This is a genomic window from Aliiruegeria sabulilitoris, from assembly GCF_001558155.1.
Taxonomy (GTDB): domain Bacteria; phylum Pseudomonadota; class Alphaproteobacteria; order Rhodobacterales; family Rhodobacteraceae; genus Tropicimonas; species Tropicimonas sabulilitoris.
Genome location: NZ_LOAS01000011.1, coordinates 36,089 through 54,539 on the forward strand (window position 1 = coordinate 36,089; position 18,451 = coordinate 54,539).

General features: G+C 66.1%; 16 protein-coding genes and 1 riboswitch. Of the genes, 6 read left to right on the forward strand and 10 right to left on the reverse strand.

Translation table 11 applies throughout. The features are described from left to right. Window positions 1-42: 42 nt before the first annotated feature. Window positions 43-723 carry an NUDIX hydrolase gene (locus AX756_RS11370; RefSeq protein ID WP_068311265.1) on the forward strand — a complete coding sequence of 227 codons (681 nt, stop codon included), beginning with the start codon at window positions 43-45 and terminating at the stop codon, window positions 721-723. A gap of 3 nt (window positions 724-726) precedes the next feature. Here AX756_RS11370 and AX756_RS11375 read toward each other — a convergent pair whose 3' ends face one another. From AX756_RS11375 to AX756_RS11385, 3 genes are all read right to left on the reverse strand, one after another. Beyond that, the gene (locus AX756_RS11375) at window positions 727-1,641 is read right to left on the reverse strand and encodes a DMT family transporter (protein ID WP_068311267.1); all 915 of its coding nucleotides are present in this window, start codon (window positions 1,639-1,641) and stop codon (window positions 727-729) included. Window positions 1,642-1,649: 8 nt separating this feature from the next. After that, window positions 1,650-1,943 carry a hypothetical protein gene (locus AX756_RS11380; RefSeq protein WP_156461470.1) on the reverse strand — a complete coding sequence of 98 codons (294 nt, stop codon included), beginning with the start codon at window positions 1,941-1,943 and terminating at the stop codon, window positions 1,650-1,652. A gap of 67 nt (window positions 1,944-2,010) precedes the next feature. After that, window positions 2,011-3,054, reverse strand: a complete 1,044-nt coding sequence (locus AX756_RS11385) for an aldo/keto reductase (protein WP_068311270.1) — start codon at window positions 3,052-3,054, stop codon at window positions 2,011-2,013. A gap of 206 nt (window positions 3,055-3,260) precedes the next feature. Between AX756_RS11385 and fahA the strand changes: the two genes are divergently transcribed. Both fahA and AX756_RS11395 read left to right on the forward strand, forming a co-directional pair. Then, entirely contained in the window at window positions 3,261-4,514 is a 1,254-nt protein-coding gene (gene fahA, locus AX756_RS11390; protein ID WP_068311272.1) for a fumarylacetoacetase, read from the forward strand. Between the two features lie 287 nt (window positions 4,515-4,801). Beyond that, complete coding sequence (locus AX756_RS11395; protein WP_068311274.1) at window positions 4,802-5,161, forward strand: DUF1636 family protein; 360 nt, start codon at window positions 4,802-4,804, stop codon at window positions 5,159-5,161. 6 nt (window positions 5,162-5,167) lie between these two features. Here the strand turns inward: AX756_RS11395 and AX756_RS11400 are convergent, their stop codons facing one another. The 7 genes from AX756_RS11400 to AX756_RS11430 form a co-directional block, all read right to left on the reverse strand. After that, window positions 5,168-6,622: a cobyric acid synthase gene (locus tag AX756_RS11400; RefSeq protein WP_068311277.1), complete on the reverse strand. Its 1,455-nt coding sequence runs from the start codon at window positions 6,620-6,622 to the stop codon at window positions 5,168-5,170. A gap of 31 nt (window positions 6,623-6,653) precedes the next feature. After that, window positions 6,654-7,262, reverse strand: coding sequence for a cob(I)yrinic acid a,c-diamide adenosyltransferase (cobO, locus tag AX756_RS11405; RefSeq protein WP_068311278.1), 609 nt, complete (start codon window positions 7,260-7,262; stop codon window positions 6,654-6,656). Between the two features lie 142 nt (window positions 7,263-7,404). Further along, the gene (gene cobN, locus AX756_RS11410) at window positions 7,405-11,220 is read right to left on the reverse strand and encodes a cobaltochelatase subunit CobN (RefSeq protein ID WP_068311279.1); all 3,816 of its coding nucleotides are present in this window, start codon (window positions 11,218-11,220) and stop codon (window positions 7,405-7,407) included. After that, window positions 11,221-11,676, reverse strand: coding sequence for a GNAT family N-acetyltransferase (locus AX756_RS11415; RefSeq protein ID WP_068311280.1), 456 nt, complete (start codon window positions 11,674-11,676; stop codon window positions 11,221-11,223). After that, window positions 11,673-12,737 (reverse strand): cobalamin biosynthesis protein CobW, encoded by a 1,065-nt coding sequence (gene cobW, locus AX756_RS11420; protein WP_068311282.1) that lies wholly within the window; start codon window positions 12,735-12,737, stop codon window positions 11,673-11,675. Before cobW ends, AX756_RS11415 begins: the two co-directional genes overlap by 4 nt. 117 nt (window positions 12,738-12,854) lie before the next feature. Further along, a riboswitch (cobalamin riboswitch) is annotated at window positions 12,855-13,059 on the reverse strand. Continuing rightward, the gene (locus AX756_RS11425; RefSeq protein ID WP_068311284.1) at window positions 13,055-13,819 is read right to left on the reverse strand and encodes a cobalt-precorrin-6A reductase; all 765 of its coding nucleotides are present in this window, start codon (window positions 13,817-13,819) and stop codon (window positions 13,055-13,057) included. It overlaps the preceding riboswitch by 5 nt. After that, window positions 13,816-14,904, reverse strand: coding sequence for a cobalt-precorrin-5B (C(1))-methyltransferase (locus AX756_RS11430; protein ID WP_068311605.1), 1,089 nt, complete (start codon window positions 14,902-14,904; stop codon window positions 13,816-13,818). The genes AX756_RS11425 and AX756_RS11430 overlap by 4 nt, the downstream gene beginning before the upstream one ends. Window positions 14,905-15,002: 98 nt before the next feature. Here AX756_RS11430 and cobA point away from each other — a divergent pair, with 98 nt between their 5' ends. The 3 genes from cobA to AX756_RS11445 all read left to right on the forward strand — a co-directional run bounded on the left by cobA (window position 15,003) and on the right by AX756_RS11445 (window position 18,414). After that, window positions 15,003-15,863: a uroporphyrinogen-III C-methyltransferase gene (cobA, locus tag AX756_RS11435; protein ID WP_068311607.1), complete on the forward strand. Its 861-nt coding sequence runs from the start codon at window positions 15,003-15,005 to the stop codon at window positions 15,861-15,863. Next, window positions 15,860-17,149, forward strand: a complete 1,290-nt coding sequence (locus tag AX756_RS11440; protein WP_068311286.1) for a cobyrinic acid a,c-diamide synthase CobB — start codon at window positions 15,860-15,862, stop codon at window positions 17,147-17,149. Before cobA ends, AX756_RS11440 begins: the two co-directional genes overlap by 4 nt. Before the next feature lie 89 nt (window positions 17,150-17,238). Then, window positions 17,239-18,414 carry a lytic murein transglycosylase gene (locus AX756_RS11445; protein WP_068311288.1) on the forward strand — a complete coding sequence of 392 codons (1,176 nt, stop codon included), beginning with the start codon at window positions 17,239-17,241 and terminating at the stop codon, window positions 18,412-18,414. Window positions 18,415-18,451: the final 37 nt, after the last annotated feature.

Here is an 18,451-nt window from a genome sequence, read left to right on the forward strand (position 1 = left end):
GTGGTATTTCAAGTTGAAGGCAAAACGATTCAGGAGCGCCGCATGGCCGAAACCATCGACAAGACCGCCATTCGGGACGCCTCCACGGTCATCCTGTGGCGCAAGGGGCGTGCGGGGCCCGAAGTTCTGATGGGCCAGCGCGGCTCCGGCGCGGCCTTCATGCCCAACAAGTTCGTCTTCCCCGGCGGCGCGATCGACGCGGCGGATGCCGAGGTGAAGTTGGCCGGAAAACCCGACGGCACCTGCCTGAGACGGCTGGCAATAGAGGCCGATCCCGCCCGCGTTCCGGCGCTCCTGGCCGGGGCCGTCCGCGAGGTCTGGGAGGAAACCGGGCTTGTTCTGGGTCGCAAGGCCGACTGGGAAGCGCCCAACCCCGATTGGGCCGGCTTTGCCGCGTCCGGGTTCGCGCCGTCGGCGGCGGGGCTGTCCTACGTTTTCCGGGCGATCACCCCTCCGGGCCGGCCGCGCCGCTTCGATGCCCGGTTCTTCCTCGTCTCCGCCGGCGCGGTGCAGGGCGATCCGGAAGATTTCACCCATGCCTGCGACGAGCTGCGCCACCTGCAATGGATCCCGCTCGTCAGCGCCCGCGATTTCGACCTGCCCTTCATCACCGAGGTCGTGCTGGCCGAACTTGCGCCGCTGATCGCACGCGGCGGGCTGCCCAAGACGGTCCCCTTCGTACGCAATGACGACGTCGTCTCCGGCATAACCCGGCTGGCCTGATCCTCAGACGACGACCGCCAGCACGAGTACGCTGACCCCCAACAGGATCACCCCCGAGATCTCGCGCCGCGACAGCCGCTCACCAAAGAAAACGGCCCCGCCGAGGATGCTGAGCAGCAGCTCCACCTGCCCGACGGCATAGACATAGGCCGCGTTCTGCAGCGCGAAGGCGGTGAACCAGAAGTAGCTGCCGCCAAGGCTCGCCAGCCCCATCGCGATCCCCGGCCGCCAGGCAGCGAGCACGCGTGCGATCTCCGCCCGGTCGCGCCAGAGAAACCAGCCCAGCATGAGCAGCATCTGCGATAGGCTGATCAAGGTCAGCGCCAGCGCGGACCGCAGCCAGAGCGGATCGTTTCCAAGCGCCAGCATCGCACCGCGATAGCCGACGCCTGCAAGCGCAAAAAACAGCCCGCTCGTCAGCCCGAGCACGGCGGAAGGGGTCAGAAGGCGCCGCGCAAGGCTCTGCCGCGCCCCGCCCTGCCCTGCCGGTTCCCTGGAAAGCACCAGCAGCGCCACCGCGCCGAGCAGCAGCGCGCCGAAACCGGCCAACGACACCGCCTCTCCCAGAAGCAGCCATCCCACCAGTGCCGTCATCAGCACTTCGGATTTCTTGAGCGTGATGCCCACGGCGAAATTGCGCCGCGAGAAGAGCGCGACGACGCAGATCGTCGCCAGGATCTGCGCAACGCCGCCCATCAGGCCATAGGCCCAGAATTCCGTGTTCGGGAATGGCAACCGCGCGCCCGATAACCACTGCACACCGAACAGGGCGACCACCAGCAGCGGCGCCGAGAATACGAACCGCGCCCAGGTTGTCCCGGCCGCCGAAAGGCCCGCCGTTTTCAACCGCTTCTGGATCGCGAAGCGCGCCGTCTGGAAACAGACGGCGGCAAGGGTGGCGGCGATCCAGGGCTCCATGGCGCCGGTCAGTCCAGGCAGACCGTTGCCCGCCGCCCGCCGGAGAGCAGAACCTCGTGGCAGCCGAAGAGCGGCGTGACGGGCGCACAGGTCTGCGAACGCGCAAGGCAGTGCCCTTCACAATCGGAGCCCTGCCGACAGGCCTGGTTGGCATCCTTCGGCGTGATGAAACAGATCTTGCTGGCATCGCCCGGGGCGTTCCCGAAGGTGCCGCCACGGGCCGCGCAATTGGCGCGCTGCTGTTCGAAAAACGCCGCTGTGCCGGGCGGCGCCGTGGGTTCCGGCGCTTTGGACGACGGCATGCAGCCCCCCAGAACCAGGCCCCCAGCCAACAGGAGTTTCGTTATGCGCATCTCACCGCTCCGGGCATCAGAAGGGCATCGGGTGGGACCGGTAGGCCGCGTCGATCTCGGCCAGTTGCTCTTCCGTAAGGGTCAAGTCCGCGCCTTCAAGGATATGTGCCAATTGCGCGGAACTGGTCGCTCCGAAGATCACCGAGCCCATGAAGGGCCGTGCGACACAGAAGGCCAGCGCCATTTGCGCAAGGTCCAGACAATGCCGTTCGGCGATTTCGGCATAGGCCTCCACGGCAGCGGTCGAGCGCTCGTTCACCCGGTCGCCCAATGACTTGTTGATCGACATCCGGCTGCCCTCCGGCACCACTCCGCCACGGTATTTCCCCGTCAGCAGTCCGGTCGCCAGCGGCGAATAGGCCAGCAGGCCGATATTCTCGCGCACACAAAGTTCACCTAGGTCGGTGTCGAAAATCCGGCACATCATCGAGTATTCGTTCTGGATCGCGACCATCTCCGGCGTGCCCGTCTGACGCGCCAGCCGCAGCCATTCCGACGTGCCCCAGGCGCTCTCGTTCGACAGACCGAAATGGCGAACCTTCCCTGCAGCCTGAAGCTCCCGCATGGCTTCGAGCACCTCGACCATGTTGCCCTCGATCTCCTGCTTGCTTTGATCGCCGGGCTTGTAGGTCCAGTATTGGCGGAAATGATAGGAGCCGCGATTGGGCCAATGCAGCTGGTAGAGGTCGATCACGTCCGTCTGCAGCCGCCGCAGCGAGCCTTCCACTGCCTCGACGATGGTCTCGCCGTCGATCCCGCGCCCACCACGCGTGTGCCCCTTGTTGTTGCCAATGATCTTGGTGGCCAGCACCATCTCGTCGCGCCGTCCCGACTCCGCGATCCAGCGCCCGACGATCTCCTCGGTCTTGCCGATGGTCTCGGGTTTGACCGGGTTGACCGGGTACATCTCGGCCGTGTCGACGAAGTTGATCCCCGCGGCGAGAGCCATGTCGATCTGGCGATGCGCGTCCTGCTCGCTCGTCTGGGTGCCGTAGGTCATTGTTCCAAGGCAGAACTGGCTGACCTGCAGATCCGAAGTTCCCAATGTCGTTTTAAGCATGCTCGCTCCTGTCGTCCGGTTGGCGCAAAGGGATACGCGCCGCTGGCGCGAGCGCAAGACGTTTTCCATCGCTCCAGACTGTCGGCCCATTCACCCCCTGATCGGATGGGGTTTATGACTTGTTCGTTGCCTCGGAGAAAAATACCGTTGAAAGGGCAACGATACGCCCCGAGGCGAGCCCGCCCAAAGAGATCTGGAGGAAGCCCGTGACCCTATTGAGAAGCTGGATCGAGACGGCAAACGGACCCGAATGCCCGTTTCCGCTCAACAACCTGCCCTATGGCGTCTTTTCTCTTACGGATGAGGCGCCGCGCTGCTGCACCGCGATCGGAGACAAGGTTCTGGACCTTGGCGGGATGCAGCGCGCCGGGCTGCTGAAACCACTCGGGCTGACAGAGCCGGCGCTGAACGGGCTGATGGAGCATGGGCCAGACGCCTGGGACCGCCTGCGTGTGATGCTGTTCGGCTTTCTCGGCGAGGAAAGCGACGTTGCGGCGATGGTGCTACCGCATCTCTATCCGATGGAGCAGGTGAGGATGCATATGCCCTTCCGAGTCTCCGAATACACGGATTTCTATTCCAGTCGCCAACATGCCTTCAATGTCGGTTCCATGTTCCGCAGCCCGGAGAATGCGTTGCCGCCGAACTGGCTGCATATCCCGATCGGCTATAACGGTCGGGCCTCCACCGTGGTCATATCCGGCACTGACATCCGGCGCCCAATGGGCCAGATCAAGCCGAAGGACGCCGACATTCCCTACTTCGGTCCGTCGCGGCGGCTCGATATCGAACTGGAAATGGGCACGGTTGTCGGACAGCCTTCGCAGATGGGCAAGCCCATCTCCGTTGCCGAAGCCGACCGAATGATCTTCGGCTATGTGCTGCTCAATGACTGGTCCGCACGCGACATCCAGGCCTGGGAATACCAGCCGCTGGGCCCGTTTCAGGCCAAGGCCTTCGCCACCTCGATCAGCCCATGGGTCGTCACACGCGCCGCGCTGGAACCGTTCCGCTGCTCGACGCCCCCGCGCGAGGTGCCGCTGCTTCCCTATCTCGCGGAACCGGGGCCGATGCTCTACGACATCGATCTGTCGGTGACGCTCACCCCTTCCGGGCGGGAAACACCCACGACAATCACGCGGACGAATTCTCGCGAGATGTATTACTCCGCCGCGCAACAGCTTGCCCACCATGCGTCGTCCGGCTGCGCAATGCGGGTTGGAGACCTGCTCGGATCCGGCACCATTTCCGGACCTGAGAAAGACAGTTTCGGCTCATTGCTGGAACTCACCTGGGGCGGACAGGAGCCGTTGACGTTGACGGATGGAGAACAGCGGACCTTCATCGAGGACGGTGACCGACTGAACTTGCAGGGCCATGCGCAGGGCGATGGTTACCGCATCGGATTTGGGGAATGCAGCGGGACGATTCTTCCTGCTTCCGGTCTCTCGGACTTTTGACCGGGCGCTGGCTCTCAACGGTAGACTACTCGGGCCGCTGCCCCCAAACCCCCGAGATATTTCCCGTCAGAAGAAAACCAAGCAGCGCCCGAGACTTCTTCCGACAGCAAATATCCCTGTCAGAGGCACGATCCGCAGGATCGGTACCACGCACGAAATCGAACAGCTGCAAGGCTCACGAACGGCGTCCAGCACTTGATCCCGGCAAAAGAGCCGCCAAATCTCCTTGCCACTCGCAGCCGTTTCTGGCTTCCATCCCCCGCAAACGCCAAACCAGCGGAGATCCGATGACCACCATTACCGTCTGCACAACCTGCCGCAACGAAGCGACACGCGGCAGCAAGGATGGCAGCCCGACAGGCGAAGCCTTTCTCGAAACCGTGCAGGCGGCGGCGAAGGATGCGCCGGTGAAACTGCGGGGTGTGGCTTGCCTGATGGGCTGCGGCCATGGATGCAACACGGCAATCTCCGCCGAGGGCAAGATGACCTATGTGCTCGGTCGCTTCGAGGGCACCGAGGAAGACGCGCAGGCGCTGGTGGAATACGCGACGCTACACGCCGAAAACGAGAAAGGCATCGTGCCCTTTCGCCAGTGGCCGCAGGGCGTGAAGGGGCATTTTGTCTCGCGGGTGCCGCCGCTCGACTGACCCGGCTCAGATCGGGTGGGCAAGCGCCAGCATCGCGTCCAGCGCCATGTGCCGTTCCAGATGATCGGCCAGCTTGTCCAACGTCTCCTCGACAGCCGCGTCATAACCAAATCCGGACGCCTCCCCGCCAGTGCTGCGCAGGAAGGCGGCGCGGAAGCCGTCATCCGAGAACAGCCCGTGCAGGTAGCTGCCGATGATGCGTCCGTCCGGCGAGATCGCGCCTTCCGGGCTTCCCGCGACCTCGGCAAAGGGGCGCGCCCGGTCCGGCCCATCGCTGCGCCCGATATGGATTTCGTAGCCCGAGACCGCCTCACCGCTGGCAACATGGCGCGCCTGCACGCGTGTCAGCCGCTTGTCGGGTACCATCACCGTCTCGATATCGAGCAGGCCGAGCCCTTCCGTCTCGCCCGCCGGGCCTTCCAGCCCCTCGGGATCCACGATCCGGCGGCCCAGCATCTGGTAGCCGCCGCACAGGCCCAACACCCGCCCGCCGCGCCGCACATGCGCGGCTATATCGATGTCCCAGCCCTGTGCCCTCAAAAAAGCGAGGTCCCCACGGGTGGATTTCGTGCCCGGGATGATCACGAGGTCGGCATCGGGCGGGATCACGTCGCCGGCCTCGATCATGCTCAGCCTGACCTCCGGTTCGAGACCCAACGGGTCGAGATCGTCAAAATTGGCAATCCGCGACAGCACGAGGCAAGCAACATGCAACGCGCCATTGCTGTCCGAACCGCTGATATCCAGCGCATCCTCCGCCGGGAGTTTGCGCGCATCGGCAAACCACGGCACGACGCCGAGCCCCCGCCAACCCGTGCGCTCCGCGATCAGGCGATAGCCGTCGTCGAAAAGCGTCGGGTCGCCGCGGAACTTGTTGATGGCAAAGCCGGCGATCATTGCGGCATCCTCGGGGTCGAGCACTTCCTGCGTGCCGATGAGCTGCGCGATCACGCCGCCACGGTCGATATCGCCCACCAGCACGACCGGGCAATTCGCAGCCCGGGCAAAGCCCATATTGGCAATGTCGCCCGCGCGCAGGTTCACCTCGGCCGGGCTGCCCGCCCCCTCGACAAGCACCAGATCGGCCTCCTGCCCCAGCCTTTGGAAGCTCTCCAAAACCGCGGCAAGCAGCTTCGGCTTCATCGCCGAGAATTCCCGCGCCGGTACTGTTGCCACGCGTTTTCCCTGCACGATCACCTGCGCGCCAATATCGGTTTCCGGCTTGAGCAGCACCGGGTTCATATCCACCACCGGATCAACGCCACAGGCCAACGCCTGAAGCGCCTGCGCCCGCCCGATCTCGCCGCCATCCACCGTGACGGCAGCATTGTTTGACATGTTCTGCGGCTTGAAGGGGCGGACCTTGAGCCCGCGCTTCACGAAGGCCCGCGCCAGCCCCGCCACCATCAGCGACTTGCCGACATTGGAGCCGGCCCCCTGTATCATCAAGCTTCGTGCCATCGGTGGGATCTCTTTCCGATATCCGCTCTGCTCAGAATTCGACGCCGGCCTGCGCCTTCACGCCCGAGCGGAACGGGTGCTTCAGCAGCTCCATCTCGGTGGCCAGATCCGCCGCCTCGATCAGCGCATCGCTGGCATTGCGCCCGGTCAGCACGACGTGGGTCATCGGCGGTTTGTGCTCGGCGAGGAAGGCGATAACCTCGGCGGTGTCGATATAGTCGTAGCGCAAGGCAATATTGATCTCGTCGAGCAGCACCATGCGGTTTGTCTCATCAAGGATCAGCTCCTTGGCTTTCGCCCAAGCCGCCTGCGCCATTTCGATATCGCGCGACTTGTCCTGCGTCTCCCAGGTGAAGCCCTCGCCCATCGTGTAGAACTGGCACTTGTCGGCGAAATGCGACTGGATCAGGTTGCGCTCGCCGGTATCCATGCCCCCCTTGATGAACTGCACCACGGCGCAGGGCATGTCATGGGCAATACAGCGGAAGATCATGCCGAAAGCGGCCGAGCTCTTGCCCTTGCCCTTGCCGGTATGGACGATGATCAGGCCCTTTTCCTCGGTCTTTCCGGCCATGATCTTGTCCCGCGCGGCCTTCTTCTTGGCCATCTTGGTATTGTGGCGTTCAACATCGTTGGTCATGCGGAAATCTCCTGATCTGTTGGGGAAGTGCCTTGCCAAAAGCGCCACTGGCAGGCTTGCGTCTTCTTGTTTCGGGGCGGGCGGGGCAGTACGGCACGCGCACTGCACCGGAATGAAACCTTGGCGATCCTAGCTGATGCGCTCACGGAGCCAACTCTGCAAGCCGTGCGCGGGCCGAGTTGGAACGCGGTGTCCATAGCCCCCGATCGATCGCTTCCTGAAAGCGTTCGGCCATTTCGCGCAAGGCCGGTGCATTCACCTCGGCAATGAACGCCCGCGTTTCGTCATCCTCCAGGTAGGCGTCGTAGACGAGGTCGAAATGGTGGTTGCGCACCGAATGCGTGGTGGCCGCGAAGGCAAAGAGGTAATCGACCGTCGCCGCCATTTCGAAAGCGCCCTTGTAGCCGTGCCGCTTGACGCCTTCGATCCATTTCGGATTGGCGGCGCGGGAACGGACCACCCGGCCAATCTCCTCGTCCAGAGTACGGATGACGGGGCGTTCGGGGCGGGAATGGTCGTTGTGATAGACTTCCGGCGCCTCGCCACGCAGCGTTTCGACCGTCGCGGCCATGCCGCCTTCGAATTGGTAGTAGTCGTCGCTATCCAGCAGGTCGTGCTCGCGATTGTCCTGGTTCTGGACCACCGCCTCAACCCGCCCCAGCCGCTCGGCGAAATCCTCGCGTGCGGCCGTCCCCTCGGCGCCCTCGCCATAGGCGTAGCCGCCCCAATTGAGGAAGGAGGCGGCCAGGTCCGAGCGGTTCGCCCAGAGTTTTTCGTCGATCATCGCCTGAAGCCCTGCCCCATAGGCACCCGGCTTGGAACCGAAGACGCGGAAGGCGGCACGGGCTTCGCCGACCTCTGCCGCTTCTGCCCGGAACCGCGCAGCGGCCGGGTTGTCCGCCTCCGCCTCGTCCAACTCCATTACAGCCTTGGCCGCCGAGGCCACAAGATCCATCTGCGCCGGGAAAGCGTCCCGGAAAAAGCCCGACACCCGCAGCGTGACATCGACACGCGGCCGGCCGAGCGCCGAGATCGGGATGATCTCGAAACCGGTCACGCGGCCCGACATCTCGTCCCATTTCGGCCGCACGCCCATCAGCGCCAACGCCTGCGCAATATCGTCACCACCGGTCCGCATGTTTGCGGTGCCCCAGGCAGTCAGCGCCATGGCGCGCGGCCAATCGCCATGTTCCTGCAAGTGGCGCTCGACCAAAAGGCTGGCCGATTTCCACCCCAGTGACCAGGCGGCACGGGTCGGGATGGCACGGCTGTCGACCGAGAAGAAGTTTCGCCCCGTGGGCAACACATCCAGCCGCCCCCGCGTTGGCGCCCCCGAAGGACCGGGAGAAAGAAACTCCCCGTTCAAGGAACGCAACAGCCCGGTGATCTCAGATTTTCCCGTCTCCGAAACCACCCGGCGCAGCCATGTATCGATCCCTTCGAGCACCAAGGCGGATCGGGGGCCGGGTGCCACAGGTTCCTCGCCCGCGACAAGACGTGCCGCGAAAATCTCCAGCCGTTCAACGCTGTCACCATGGCTGCGCCATGGGTTGCGCTCTCTTTTTGGAGAGCGCGGGGTGGAGGGGGGGGCGGGCGCGCGCAGCGCGCCCGCCCCCCCCTCCACCGGGTCGCCTGTGTCAACAGGCGAAACGTCCAACTTGGCAAGAGCGTCCGGCCGGGCTCCGCACCACGGTGCCGCCATGTCGCAATCAAGCGGATCGAAATCCATACCGTAATCCGCAGCCAACGCCCGCAGCAGCGAGGCATCTTTGCCTTGCCCGTTTCCGCGCGGCACGCGCGTCAAAGCGACGATCAGATCAGTCGCCAACCGCCCCTCTGGAGCCTCACCGAAAATATGCAAACCATCGCGGATCTGGCTTTCCTTCAGTTCGCAAAGATAGGCGTCCAGCTTCTGCAACCGGCTGTCGGAATCGTCGCCCGCCTTGATACCGGCATCGACCGCGAGCCCGGTCGACTCCATCAGCGACAGGATCTCGTCGCGCAGGTAGGAAATGCGCCGCGGGTCCACGCCCGCCGCCTGGTAATACTCGTCGACCAGCGCTTCGAGATCGCGCAGCGGGCCGTAGCTCTCCGCGCGCGTCAAGGGCGGCGTCAGGTGATCGACGATCACCGCCTGGCTGCGCCGCTTTGCCTGCGTCCCCTCGCCCGGGTCATTGACGATGAAAGGGTAGATATGCGGCAGCGGTCCGAGCACGGCTTCCGGGAAACAGCTCTCCGAGAGCGCAACCGCCTTGCCCGGAAGCCACTCAAGGTTACCGTGCTTGCCCATGTGGACGATCGCATGCGCCCCGAGGCTCTCGCGCAGCCAGAAGTAAAAGGCGAGGTAGTTATGCGGCGGCACAAGGTCCGGCGTGTGATATGTCTGTTCCGGGTCGATATTGTAGCCACGCGCCGGCTGGATGCCGACAACGACATTGCCATAGCGGAGGATCGACAGCGCAAACCCGTCCTCACTACAGAACGGGTCGTTCTCCGGCCTCCCCCAGCGCTCCTCCATGGATTGGCGAACGTCCAGCGGCAAGCGATCATACAGCGCACGGTACGCGGCCAAGGGCAGCGTTTCGCCACCCTGCCGCGCCGCACGATCGGTCAGCCAGTTTGTCGGGCCTGCGAGGATCTGCTCCATCAGCTCCGCCGATGTCCCCGGCGCGCCGGCCACGCGGTACCCCGCCCTGCGCAAGGCATTCAGCACGGTGACGGTCGCGGCCGGCGTGTCCAGCCCGACACCATTCGCCAGCCGGCCGTCCTTGTTGGGATAGTTCGCAAGGATGATCGCGACCTGCCGTTCGCTCGGCGCGGCCTTGCGCAGAGCCGCCCAGTTCGCCGCCAGATCGGCCACGAACTGCACCCGGTCGCCGCGCGCCCGATAGGCGGCGATGGCACATTCGGTTGCCTCGTCGAAATAGGCCTGCCCCTTGAAGCTGATCGCGCGGGTCAGGATCCGGCCATCGACCTCCGGCAGGGCCACGTTCATCGCGATGTCGCGGGCCGACAAACCGCGCTCGGCGCCCTCCCAGGCCTCCTCGGAGCTGCCCGACAGGACCACCTGCAATACCGGCGCGCCGGTTGCGTCAAGAACAGTAGCCGGTCGTTCGCCCTGCTGCCAGCGGGCCGGATCGGGCGAAGAGACGGCGAAGCTGGTGCCGTTCAGAACCACGTCCGGCGCGTGCTCGGCAAAGATTTGCTCCAGCGTCGAAACCGATACCGGGTCCTTCAGAGAGGCCACGAAAACCGGCAGCGGGTTCAACCCACGCCGGAGCAACGCCTTGACCAGCTGGTTGACCGGGTGCAGCCCCGCCCCTTGCAACAGGGCGCGGTAAAAGGTGATCGCCACCACCGGCGCGCCGTCCTGCCAGTGTCGCCGCAAAAGGCTCAGATCGGCCAGCGCCTCGCCCGGCCAGTAGAGCCCGGCACGCAACAGCGGCTCGGCCTCGGGCGGGCGTTCGCCATCGCCCAGCATGTGGCGCGTCAGTAGCAGGAAACGCGCGGCGTTCTGCGGACCACCCTCGATGCAGTAGGCCCAAAGCGCCTGCCAATCCTCGGTGGATACCGTGGAGAGCGACAACAATTCCGGATCTGGCTTGTCATCGCCGGGCAAGAGCGCCAGCGGCACACCCGCTTCGCGCAGCCGCGTGGCGAGCTGTTCGACCGCATAGCTCCAGTAAGCCGCCCCGCCCAGAACCCGCACCACGACCAGCCGGGAACGTTCCGCCGTATCCCCGATATACTTGTCGACCGAGAACGGGTGCGACAACCAGCCAAGATTGGCCAGCCGTAGGCTCGGCGCCTCTTCCCCGAGCGACTGACGCGCTTCCGACAGCGCGGCCAGCTCGGTATCAGCGGCCGAGAGAAAGATCACATCGGCCGGCGACTGCCCCGGATCGACCGGTTCGCTCCCGTCCGAAACCTGGCCGGGCGTGGCCGCGAGCAGATGCATTCAGAGCGCCTTTTCCATGAAGATCGAATGCGGACTGTCGGGATACTCGCCGAAGCGCTCGCATTCGACAAACCCGTGCCGGCGATAAAGCCGGTGGGCCAGTTCGAGCGTCTTACCGCTCTCCAACCGCAGCAGTGTGATGCCACGCTCTCGCGCAACGGAGGTCAACTGCTCCAACAGCCGATCGGCCATCCCCATGCCGCGCGCATCCGGATCGACGAACATCGACTTGATCTCGCCATAGCCCTCCCGCTCGGCCAGCGCCGCGCAGCCGAGGCTCCGCCCGCCACGTTCGGCGACGTAGAAATGGATGCCCGGCATGCAGAGCGCGTCAATCGGCAGGAAATAGTTGGCGTCGCTGGGATACAGCTCCTCCATCAGCCCATGGCTGGCCTTCAGAAGGGACGTCGCCCCGGGTTCTCGCGGGTTCGCGCGGCGAATGGAAAAATCTGTCATACCTGAAGCGCCTTCTCGATGGCCAGCCGGTCCAGCCCGGCCTGCCCGATCACAACGAGCCGCGTCTCGCGCTGGTCGGCGGCGGCGAATGGACGATCGAAATAACTATCGATCCTTGGACCAACGGCCTGAAGCGTCAGGCGCATCGGCTTACCCACTACGGCCGCAAAGCCCTTAAGGCGCAGGATGTCATGCGCGCGGATCACCTCGGCGACCTGTTCGGAGAAGATCTTCGGGTCGAGGATCTCGGCGCGGGTGACAACGAAGCTCTCGAACTCGTCATGGCCATGGGCGTGCTCATTATCGTGATCGTCGTCATCGTCGTCGTGGTGATGGTGGTGGTGCACCTCGTGGCGCCCGTCCATGTCATCCTCTGCACCGATACCCATCCCCAGCAGGACCGCCGGATCCACCACGCCCATCTCCGAATGCAGGACGGACACGCCGTCGCGCACTTCGCCGCGCAGCTTCTCGGTCAGTCGGGCCGACGCCTCCGCGCCCAACAGGTCCGCCTTGTTGATGATGACCATGTCGGCACAGGCCAACTGGTCCTCGAATAGCTCCGAAAGAGGCGTCTCGTGGTCGATGGTGTCATCGGCCTCGCGCTGCGCATCGACGGCGGCCTCGTTGGCGGCAAAGCGCCCCTCGGAGAGCGCCGGGCCATCGACCACGGCCACCACGCCGTCCACGGTTACGCGGGTGCGAATGTCGGGCCAGTTGAAGGCGCGCACCAGCGGCTGCGGCAAAGCAAGGCCGGAGGTTTCGATGACGATGTGATCGGGGGCATCGTCGCGGTCGATCAGCTTCTGTATGGCGGGCAGGAAGTCCTCGGCCACGGTGCAGCATATGCAGCCGTTGCTGAGTTCCACCACGTCCTCGTCCTTGCAGCCCTTGATGCCGCAGCCCTTGAGGATCTCGCCATCTACGCCGAGATCGCCGAACTCGTTGATGATCAGCGCGATGCGCTTGCCATTGGCATTCTCGACCAGATGCCGGATCAACGTCGTCTTGCCGGCTCCGAGAAAGCCGGTCACGACCGTTGCGGGAATCTTCTGTGCCATTGTGTCTGGCTCCTTTGAAGCGCCTGTATCCGGGTGCGGAATATTCTCACGCGGGGACGGGCAATTGCCCGAGCGCGCCCAGGGCACCCCGCCCGGAACACACCCCGCACCGGCCCACGGGGCCGGCGTCACGAGGCAGGTCTCCTGGCTCGCGGGTCACCGCCGGCCCGGCCTTCCCGGTGCGCCTTGCACCAGTGGCATCGGGGGCCGGCTCGCCGCATACAGTCGCGGGGGCCGCTGCGGTTCGGCCTGCCGCATCGCAGGTGACCGCATTCCCTCTTGGCCCGGGGCTTGCCCGGGAACCTCGTGTCGGGCGGTTATGGGGGCGAGCCGGAAGGCGTGTCAAGCGCGAGCCACGCTGCAACGGCACGCAGAATTTCCGCAATGTCGTGAAAGCTAGGTGCGGTGCCGGGGGTCTTCGGCCGCTCGATCATCAGGATGGGCAGGCCAAGCGAGGCGGCAGCGGCAAGTTTCGCCCGCCCGCCCCCGCCGGAATTGCGCGTCACCAGGTGCGTCACCGCCCGGCTTTTCATCAGTTCCCGCTCCTGCGCCTCGGAAAAGGGCGGACGGGCGATGAGCGCCTCGACATGGTCTGGCAGGTCGTCGAGCGGTTCGATCGCCCGCAGGATCAGGCTGAGGTCGGAGCGAATCTCCACCGCCTCCCGCGAGCCGGAGCCAGTGGCAAGGAACGCCCGCGCCCCTGCCGGAAGCGCCGCTATAGCCGCCGCGAGCGTGGGGTGAGGCTGCCAGTTCTCGCCCTCTTCCGGCTCCCAGGCCGGACGGGTGAAACGCAGAAGTGGGCAATCCTTGCGCTTCGCCGCCCGAAACGCGTTCTCCGAGATCTGTTCGGCATAGGGATGTGTCGCGTCCAGCAGCAACGAGACATCTTCCTTTATCAACCACTCCGCGAGCCCGTCTTCGCCGCCGAAGCCGCCCATTCGGACCTCGCCCGGATAGCGGGCCGGCCTGCGCGTGGCCCCGGCAAGCGACACGGTCAGGCGCACCGGCCTGCCGGACAACGGCTCGGCCAGGTGCCGCGCTTCTGCGGTTCCGGCCAGCAACAGGATGTGCGGCTTGCTCATGGCGCGTGGGCTCCCGTGGAATCGGCCAGCGCGACGAGGTTGCCGACCCGGTCGATGATCAGGACATCGACCTCCACCGGCGCGTCCGACAGCACGGCTTGTGCCCGCGCCCGCGCAGCCTCGGCCACGGCACAGGCCAACGGTGCCCCGACAATTCCGAGCGCCTGGTTCGCCGTATTGCAGGTGGCGATCTCCCCCCGGTCAGCGCCGAGCGTGGCGGCAAGATCGGCGAGTTGCTCGAAATCGACCTGGCTGCGGCCCGAATGCAGGTCCATCGCGCCTTGCGCAAGCTTTGTCAGCTTGCCGAAGCCACCGGCAATGGTCACGCGCGGCACCGGGTGGCGGGCGATGTATTTCAGCATGCCGCCGGCGAAGTCCCCCATGTCCAGCATGGCGTGATCGGGCAGGCCGAAACGCGCCTGCGCCACCTTCTCCGAGGTGGCACCGGTCGCGCCCGCAACATGGGTGAGCCCCGCCGCGCGGGCCACGTCGATACCGCGATGGATGGAAGCGATCCACGCGGCGCAGGAGAACGGGCGCACGATCCCGGTGGTGCCGAGAATCGACAGCCCGCCCTGAATGCCCAGACGCGGGTTCCAGGTACGTTCGGCCAGCGCCGCGCCGCCGGGAATCGAGAGCGTCACGTCGAAATCGGCGCTGATTCCAGCCGCGCTCGCAAGCTCCGAGAGCGACCGCCCGATCATCTCGCGCGGCACCGGGTTGATCGCAGGCTGACCGACGGGCACCGGAAGGCCGGGGCGCGTCACAGTGCCCACCCCCTCGCCCGCGAAAAAGCGCAGGCCCCGCCCCTGCGCGCCGCGCGCGACCGTCGCGGTGACATGCGCGCCGTGGGTCACGTCCGGATCGTCGCCTGCATCCTTGACCACGACGGCGCGCGCCCAGCCGTCGCCGCTGACGCGTTCTTCCAACGGGAACAACACCTTCTGCCCGCGTGGCAGGGTGACCTCCACCGGGTCGACCCATTCGCCCGTCACCAGCGCCCCCGCCGCGGCGGTGGCGGCGGCGGTGGCACATGCGCCGGTGGTGAAGCCGGTGCGTAGCTCTCCTGCGGGTTTGCGAGTCATGCGCGCGGTATAGCCGGATTGCGACATGTCGCGACAGGGTGAAAGAAGCGCGCTCCGCCATCTCGCCATTGCCGCTCTGCAGCGATATGCTGTGCGCCATGATCGACGACACCCAGATTTCCCTGCCGAACCATGACTGGCCCGACTTCCCGGCCGGCCTCGTCTGGCTTGTTGGCGCGGGACCCGGCGAGCCCGGCCTGCTCACGCTGCAGGCGCTGCATGCACTGCGCAGCGCCGATATCATCGTGCATGACGCGCTGGTGGACCCGCGCATTCTCGAGTGGCGCCGTCCCGGCACCGAGCTGGAATATGCCGGCAAGCGCGGCGGACGTCCTTCGGCCGTCCAGCGCGACATTTCCCTGCGGCTGATCGAGCTCTCGCGCTCCGGCAAGCGCGTGCTCAGGCTCAAGGGCGGGGATCCGTTCGTCTTTGGCCGTGGCGGCGAGGAGGCGCAGACGCTTGTGCAAGCCGGCGTGCCGATTCGGCTGACGCCGGGCATCTCGGCCGGAATCGGCGGGCTGGCCTTTGCCGGCATCCCGGTCACCCACCGCGACGTGAACCAGGCCGTCACCTTCCTGACCGGGCACGATCAATCCGGGCTGACGCCCTCGGCCATCGACTGGGAGGCGCTCTCGCGCGGCAGCCCGGTGATCGTCATGTACATGGCGATGAAACATCTCGACCAGATCACCGGCAACCTGCTGGAGGCCGGGCGCGACCCGAACGAACCGCTCGCCATCGTCTCGAACGCCACCCTGCCGGACATGAAGGTGCTGGAGACAACGCTCGGGCGGGCAGCCGCCGAGGCCGAAGCCAATGACATGCAGGCCCCGGCCATCGTCTGCCTCGGGCGGGTCGTCGCGATGCGGCAGGTGATCGACTGGATGGGACAGCTGCGTGGCGAAGCCGTCCGCGACATGGACCCGCTTGGCCTCGGGGCATCCCGTCAGGTGTCATGAGCGCAAGGGGCTTCGTGATTGCGGCCGCGACTTCGGGCGCGGGCAAGACAACCCTGACGCTGGGACTACTCCGGGCGCTGAAGCGGCGCGGGCTGGACGTGCGCGCGGCCAAGAGCGGCCCGGACTATATCGATCCCGCCTTTCACGCCGCGGCCTGCGGCGCGCCTTCCGTCAATCTCGATGCCTGGGCCATGCCGCCGGATGCGCTCAGGGCGCGGGCGGCGGCGCAGGGCGGCGAAATCCTCGTGGTCGAGGGCGCGATGGGCGTGCTCGATGCCGGGCGCGACGGCAAGGGCTCGGCGGCCGACCTGGCGCAGGCGCTCGGCCTGCCGATCGTGCTCGTGCTCGACATCGCCAAATCCGGCCAATCGGCGCTGCTACCGGCCATCGGCCTGCAGGCGCTGCGCCCGGACCTGCCGCTTGCCGGCGCAATCCTGAACCGCGCCGGAACCCGTTCCCATGCCGACATGGCGCGCGGACCACTGGAGGAGGCCGGCACCGATGTCTTCGGCGCGATCCTGCGCGACAGCACGCTGCACCTGCCCGAGCGGCATCTGGGCCTTGTGCAGGCAGGTGAGACGGAAGGGCTCAACGCTTTTCTCGACCATGCCGCCGAGATCGTGGAAAAGTCGCTCGACCTCGACGCGCTCCTGCTGGCCGCCGGCCCGCTGGCCCCGCCCGAGCAAGATTTCCCCCGCCTTTCTCCGCTGGGCCACCGGATCGCCGTTGCCAGTGACGCAGCCTTTGCCTTTGCCTATCCGCACCTGCTGGCGGACTGGCACGCGCAGGGGGCGCAGATCCTCCCCTTCTCGCCGCTTGACAACAAGGGGCCGGACCCGCTGGCCGATGCGGTCTTCCTTCCAGGCGGCTACCCCGAGCTTTTCGCCGGACAGCTCGCCAGCGCCGAGAAATTCCTGACGCGGACGCGGCAAGCCGCCGAGCGCGGCGCGCGGATCTATGGCGAGTGCGGAGGGTTCATGGCGCTCGGCAACGGGCTGATCGATGCCGATGGCAAGCGCCACGAGATGCTGGGCCTGCTCCCTTTGGCCACCACGTTCCAGAAACGGCGCCTTACGCTGGGCTATCGCCGCCTGACCGCCCTGCCCGGCGCCCCATGGAAGGGCGCGCTCAGGGGGCATGAATTCCATTATGCCACGATCCTGCAGGAAGGCGCGGCCGAGCGGCTATTCACCGCGACCGACGCCGCCGGAACACCGCTGCGCGACATGGGGCTGCGGGTGGGCAAGGTCGCGGGTTCCTATGCGCATGTGATCGGCCCCGGCTGAACGCCACTTCACCGAGAGTTCAACCGCTTGCGCTTGCCGCGCTCGGGCACTTCGCTAGGGTGGCGCCGAACCGCATATCGGAGAGCCGCATGAAACGGATACTCGCCTCGCTTCTTCTCGCCCAGATGGCCACCGCGGCCGTGGCGGAAATCCCCTGCGGCGGCAGCTTCGCCGATTTCACCAATGCCATGAAGGCCGAGGCGATTTCCCGCGGCCATGCCCCTGCGGACGTGGACGCCTTCTTCCGCGGCACCGCGCAGGACCCCAAGGTGCTCCGCGCCGACCGCGCGCAGGGCATATTCCAGCTGCCCTTCATCGACTTCTCCCGCCGCGTTATCAGCCAGAACCGCATCCAGAACGGACAGGCCAACCTGCGCAAGCACGCCGCCACCTTCGACCGCGTCCGCCAGGAATACGGCGTCAGCCCCGGCGTGCTCCTCGCCTTCTGGGCGCTGGAAACCGATTACGGCGCGGTGCAGGGCGATTTCAACACGCTCAACGCGCTGCTGACGCTCAGCCACGATTGCCGCCGCCCCGAGCTTTTCCAGCCGCAGGTCTATGCCGCGCTGGAGCTGTTCGAACGCGGCGATTTCGACCCGGCCACGACGACCGGCGCCTGGGCCGGCGAGATCGGCATGGTGCAGATGCTGCCGCGCGACATTCTCGAAAACGGGGTGGATGGCGATGGGGACGGCAAGGTTACGCTGAAGACCTCCGTGCCCGATGCGCTCCTGTCCGGTGGCGCCATGCTGCGCGCGCTCGGGTGGCGGCCGAACGAGCCTTGGATGCAGGAGGTGCGCGTGCCGGGAGGGCTCGACTGGTCCCGCACCGGGTTGGACCACCCCCTGCCCGCCTCCGAATGGGCAGCCCTCGGCGTCACGCCGCGCTCGGGCGCGCTGGCCGCCCCGGATTTGCCCGCCTCGCTCCTGCTGCCACAGGGCCGCAACGGCCCGGCCTTCCTCGCCTATCCCAATTTCAACATCTATTTCGAATGGAACCAGAGCTTCACCTACGTGCTGACCGCTGCCTATTTCGCCACCCGGCTGGAGGGCGCTCCGGTCTACGAGGCCGGCAACCCGGCGCCTGCGCTTTCGGGCGAGCAGATCCAGTCCCTGCAACGCAAGCTGGAAGCGCGCGGATATGACGTGGGCGGAATCGACGGCATCCTCGGCGCCCGCACCCGCGAAGCGGTTCAGGCCGAGCAAGTCAGGCTGGGTCTGCCTGCGGATGCCTGGCCGACATCGGAGCTTTTGAACGCGCTCTGAACTGAGACGGGCGGGAGCGCCCCCTGACCGACATTTC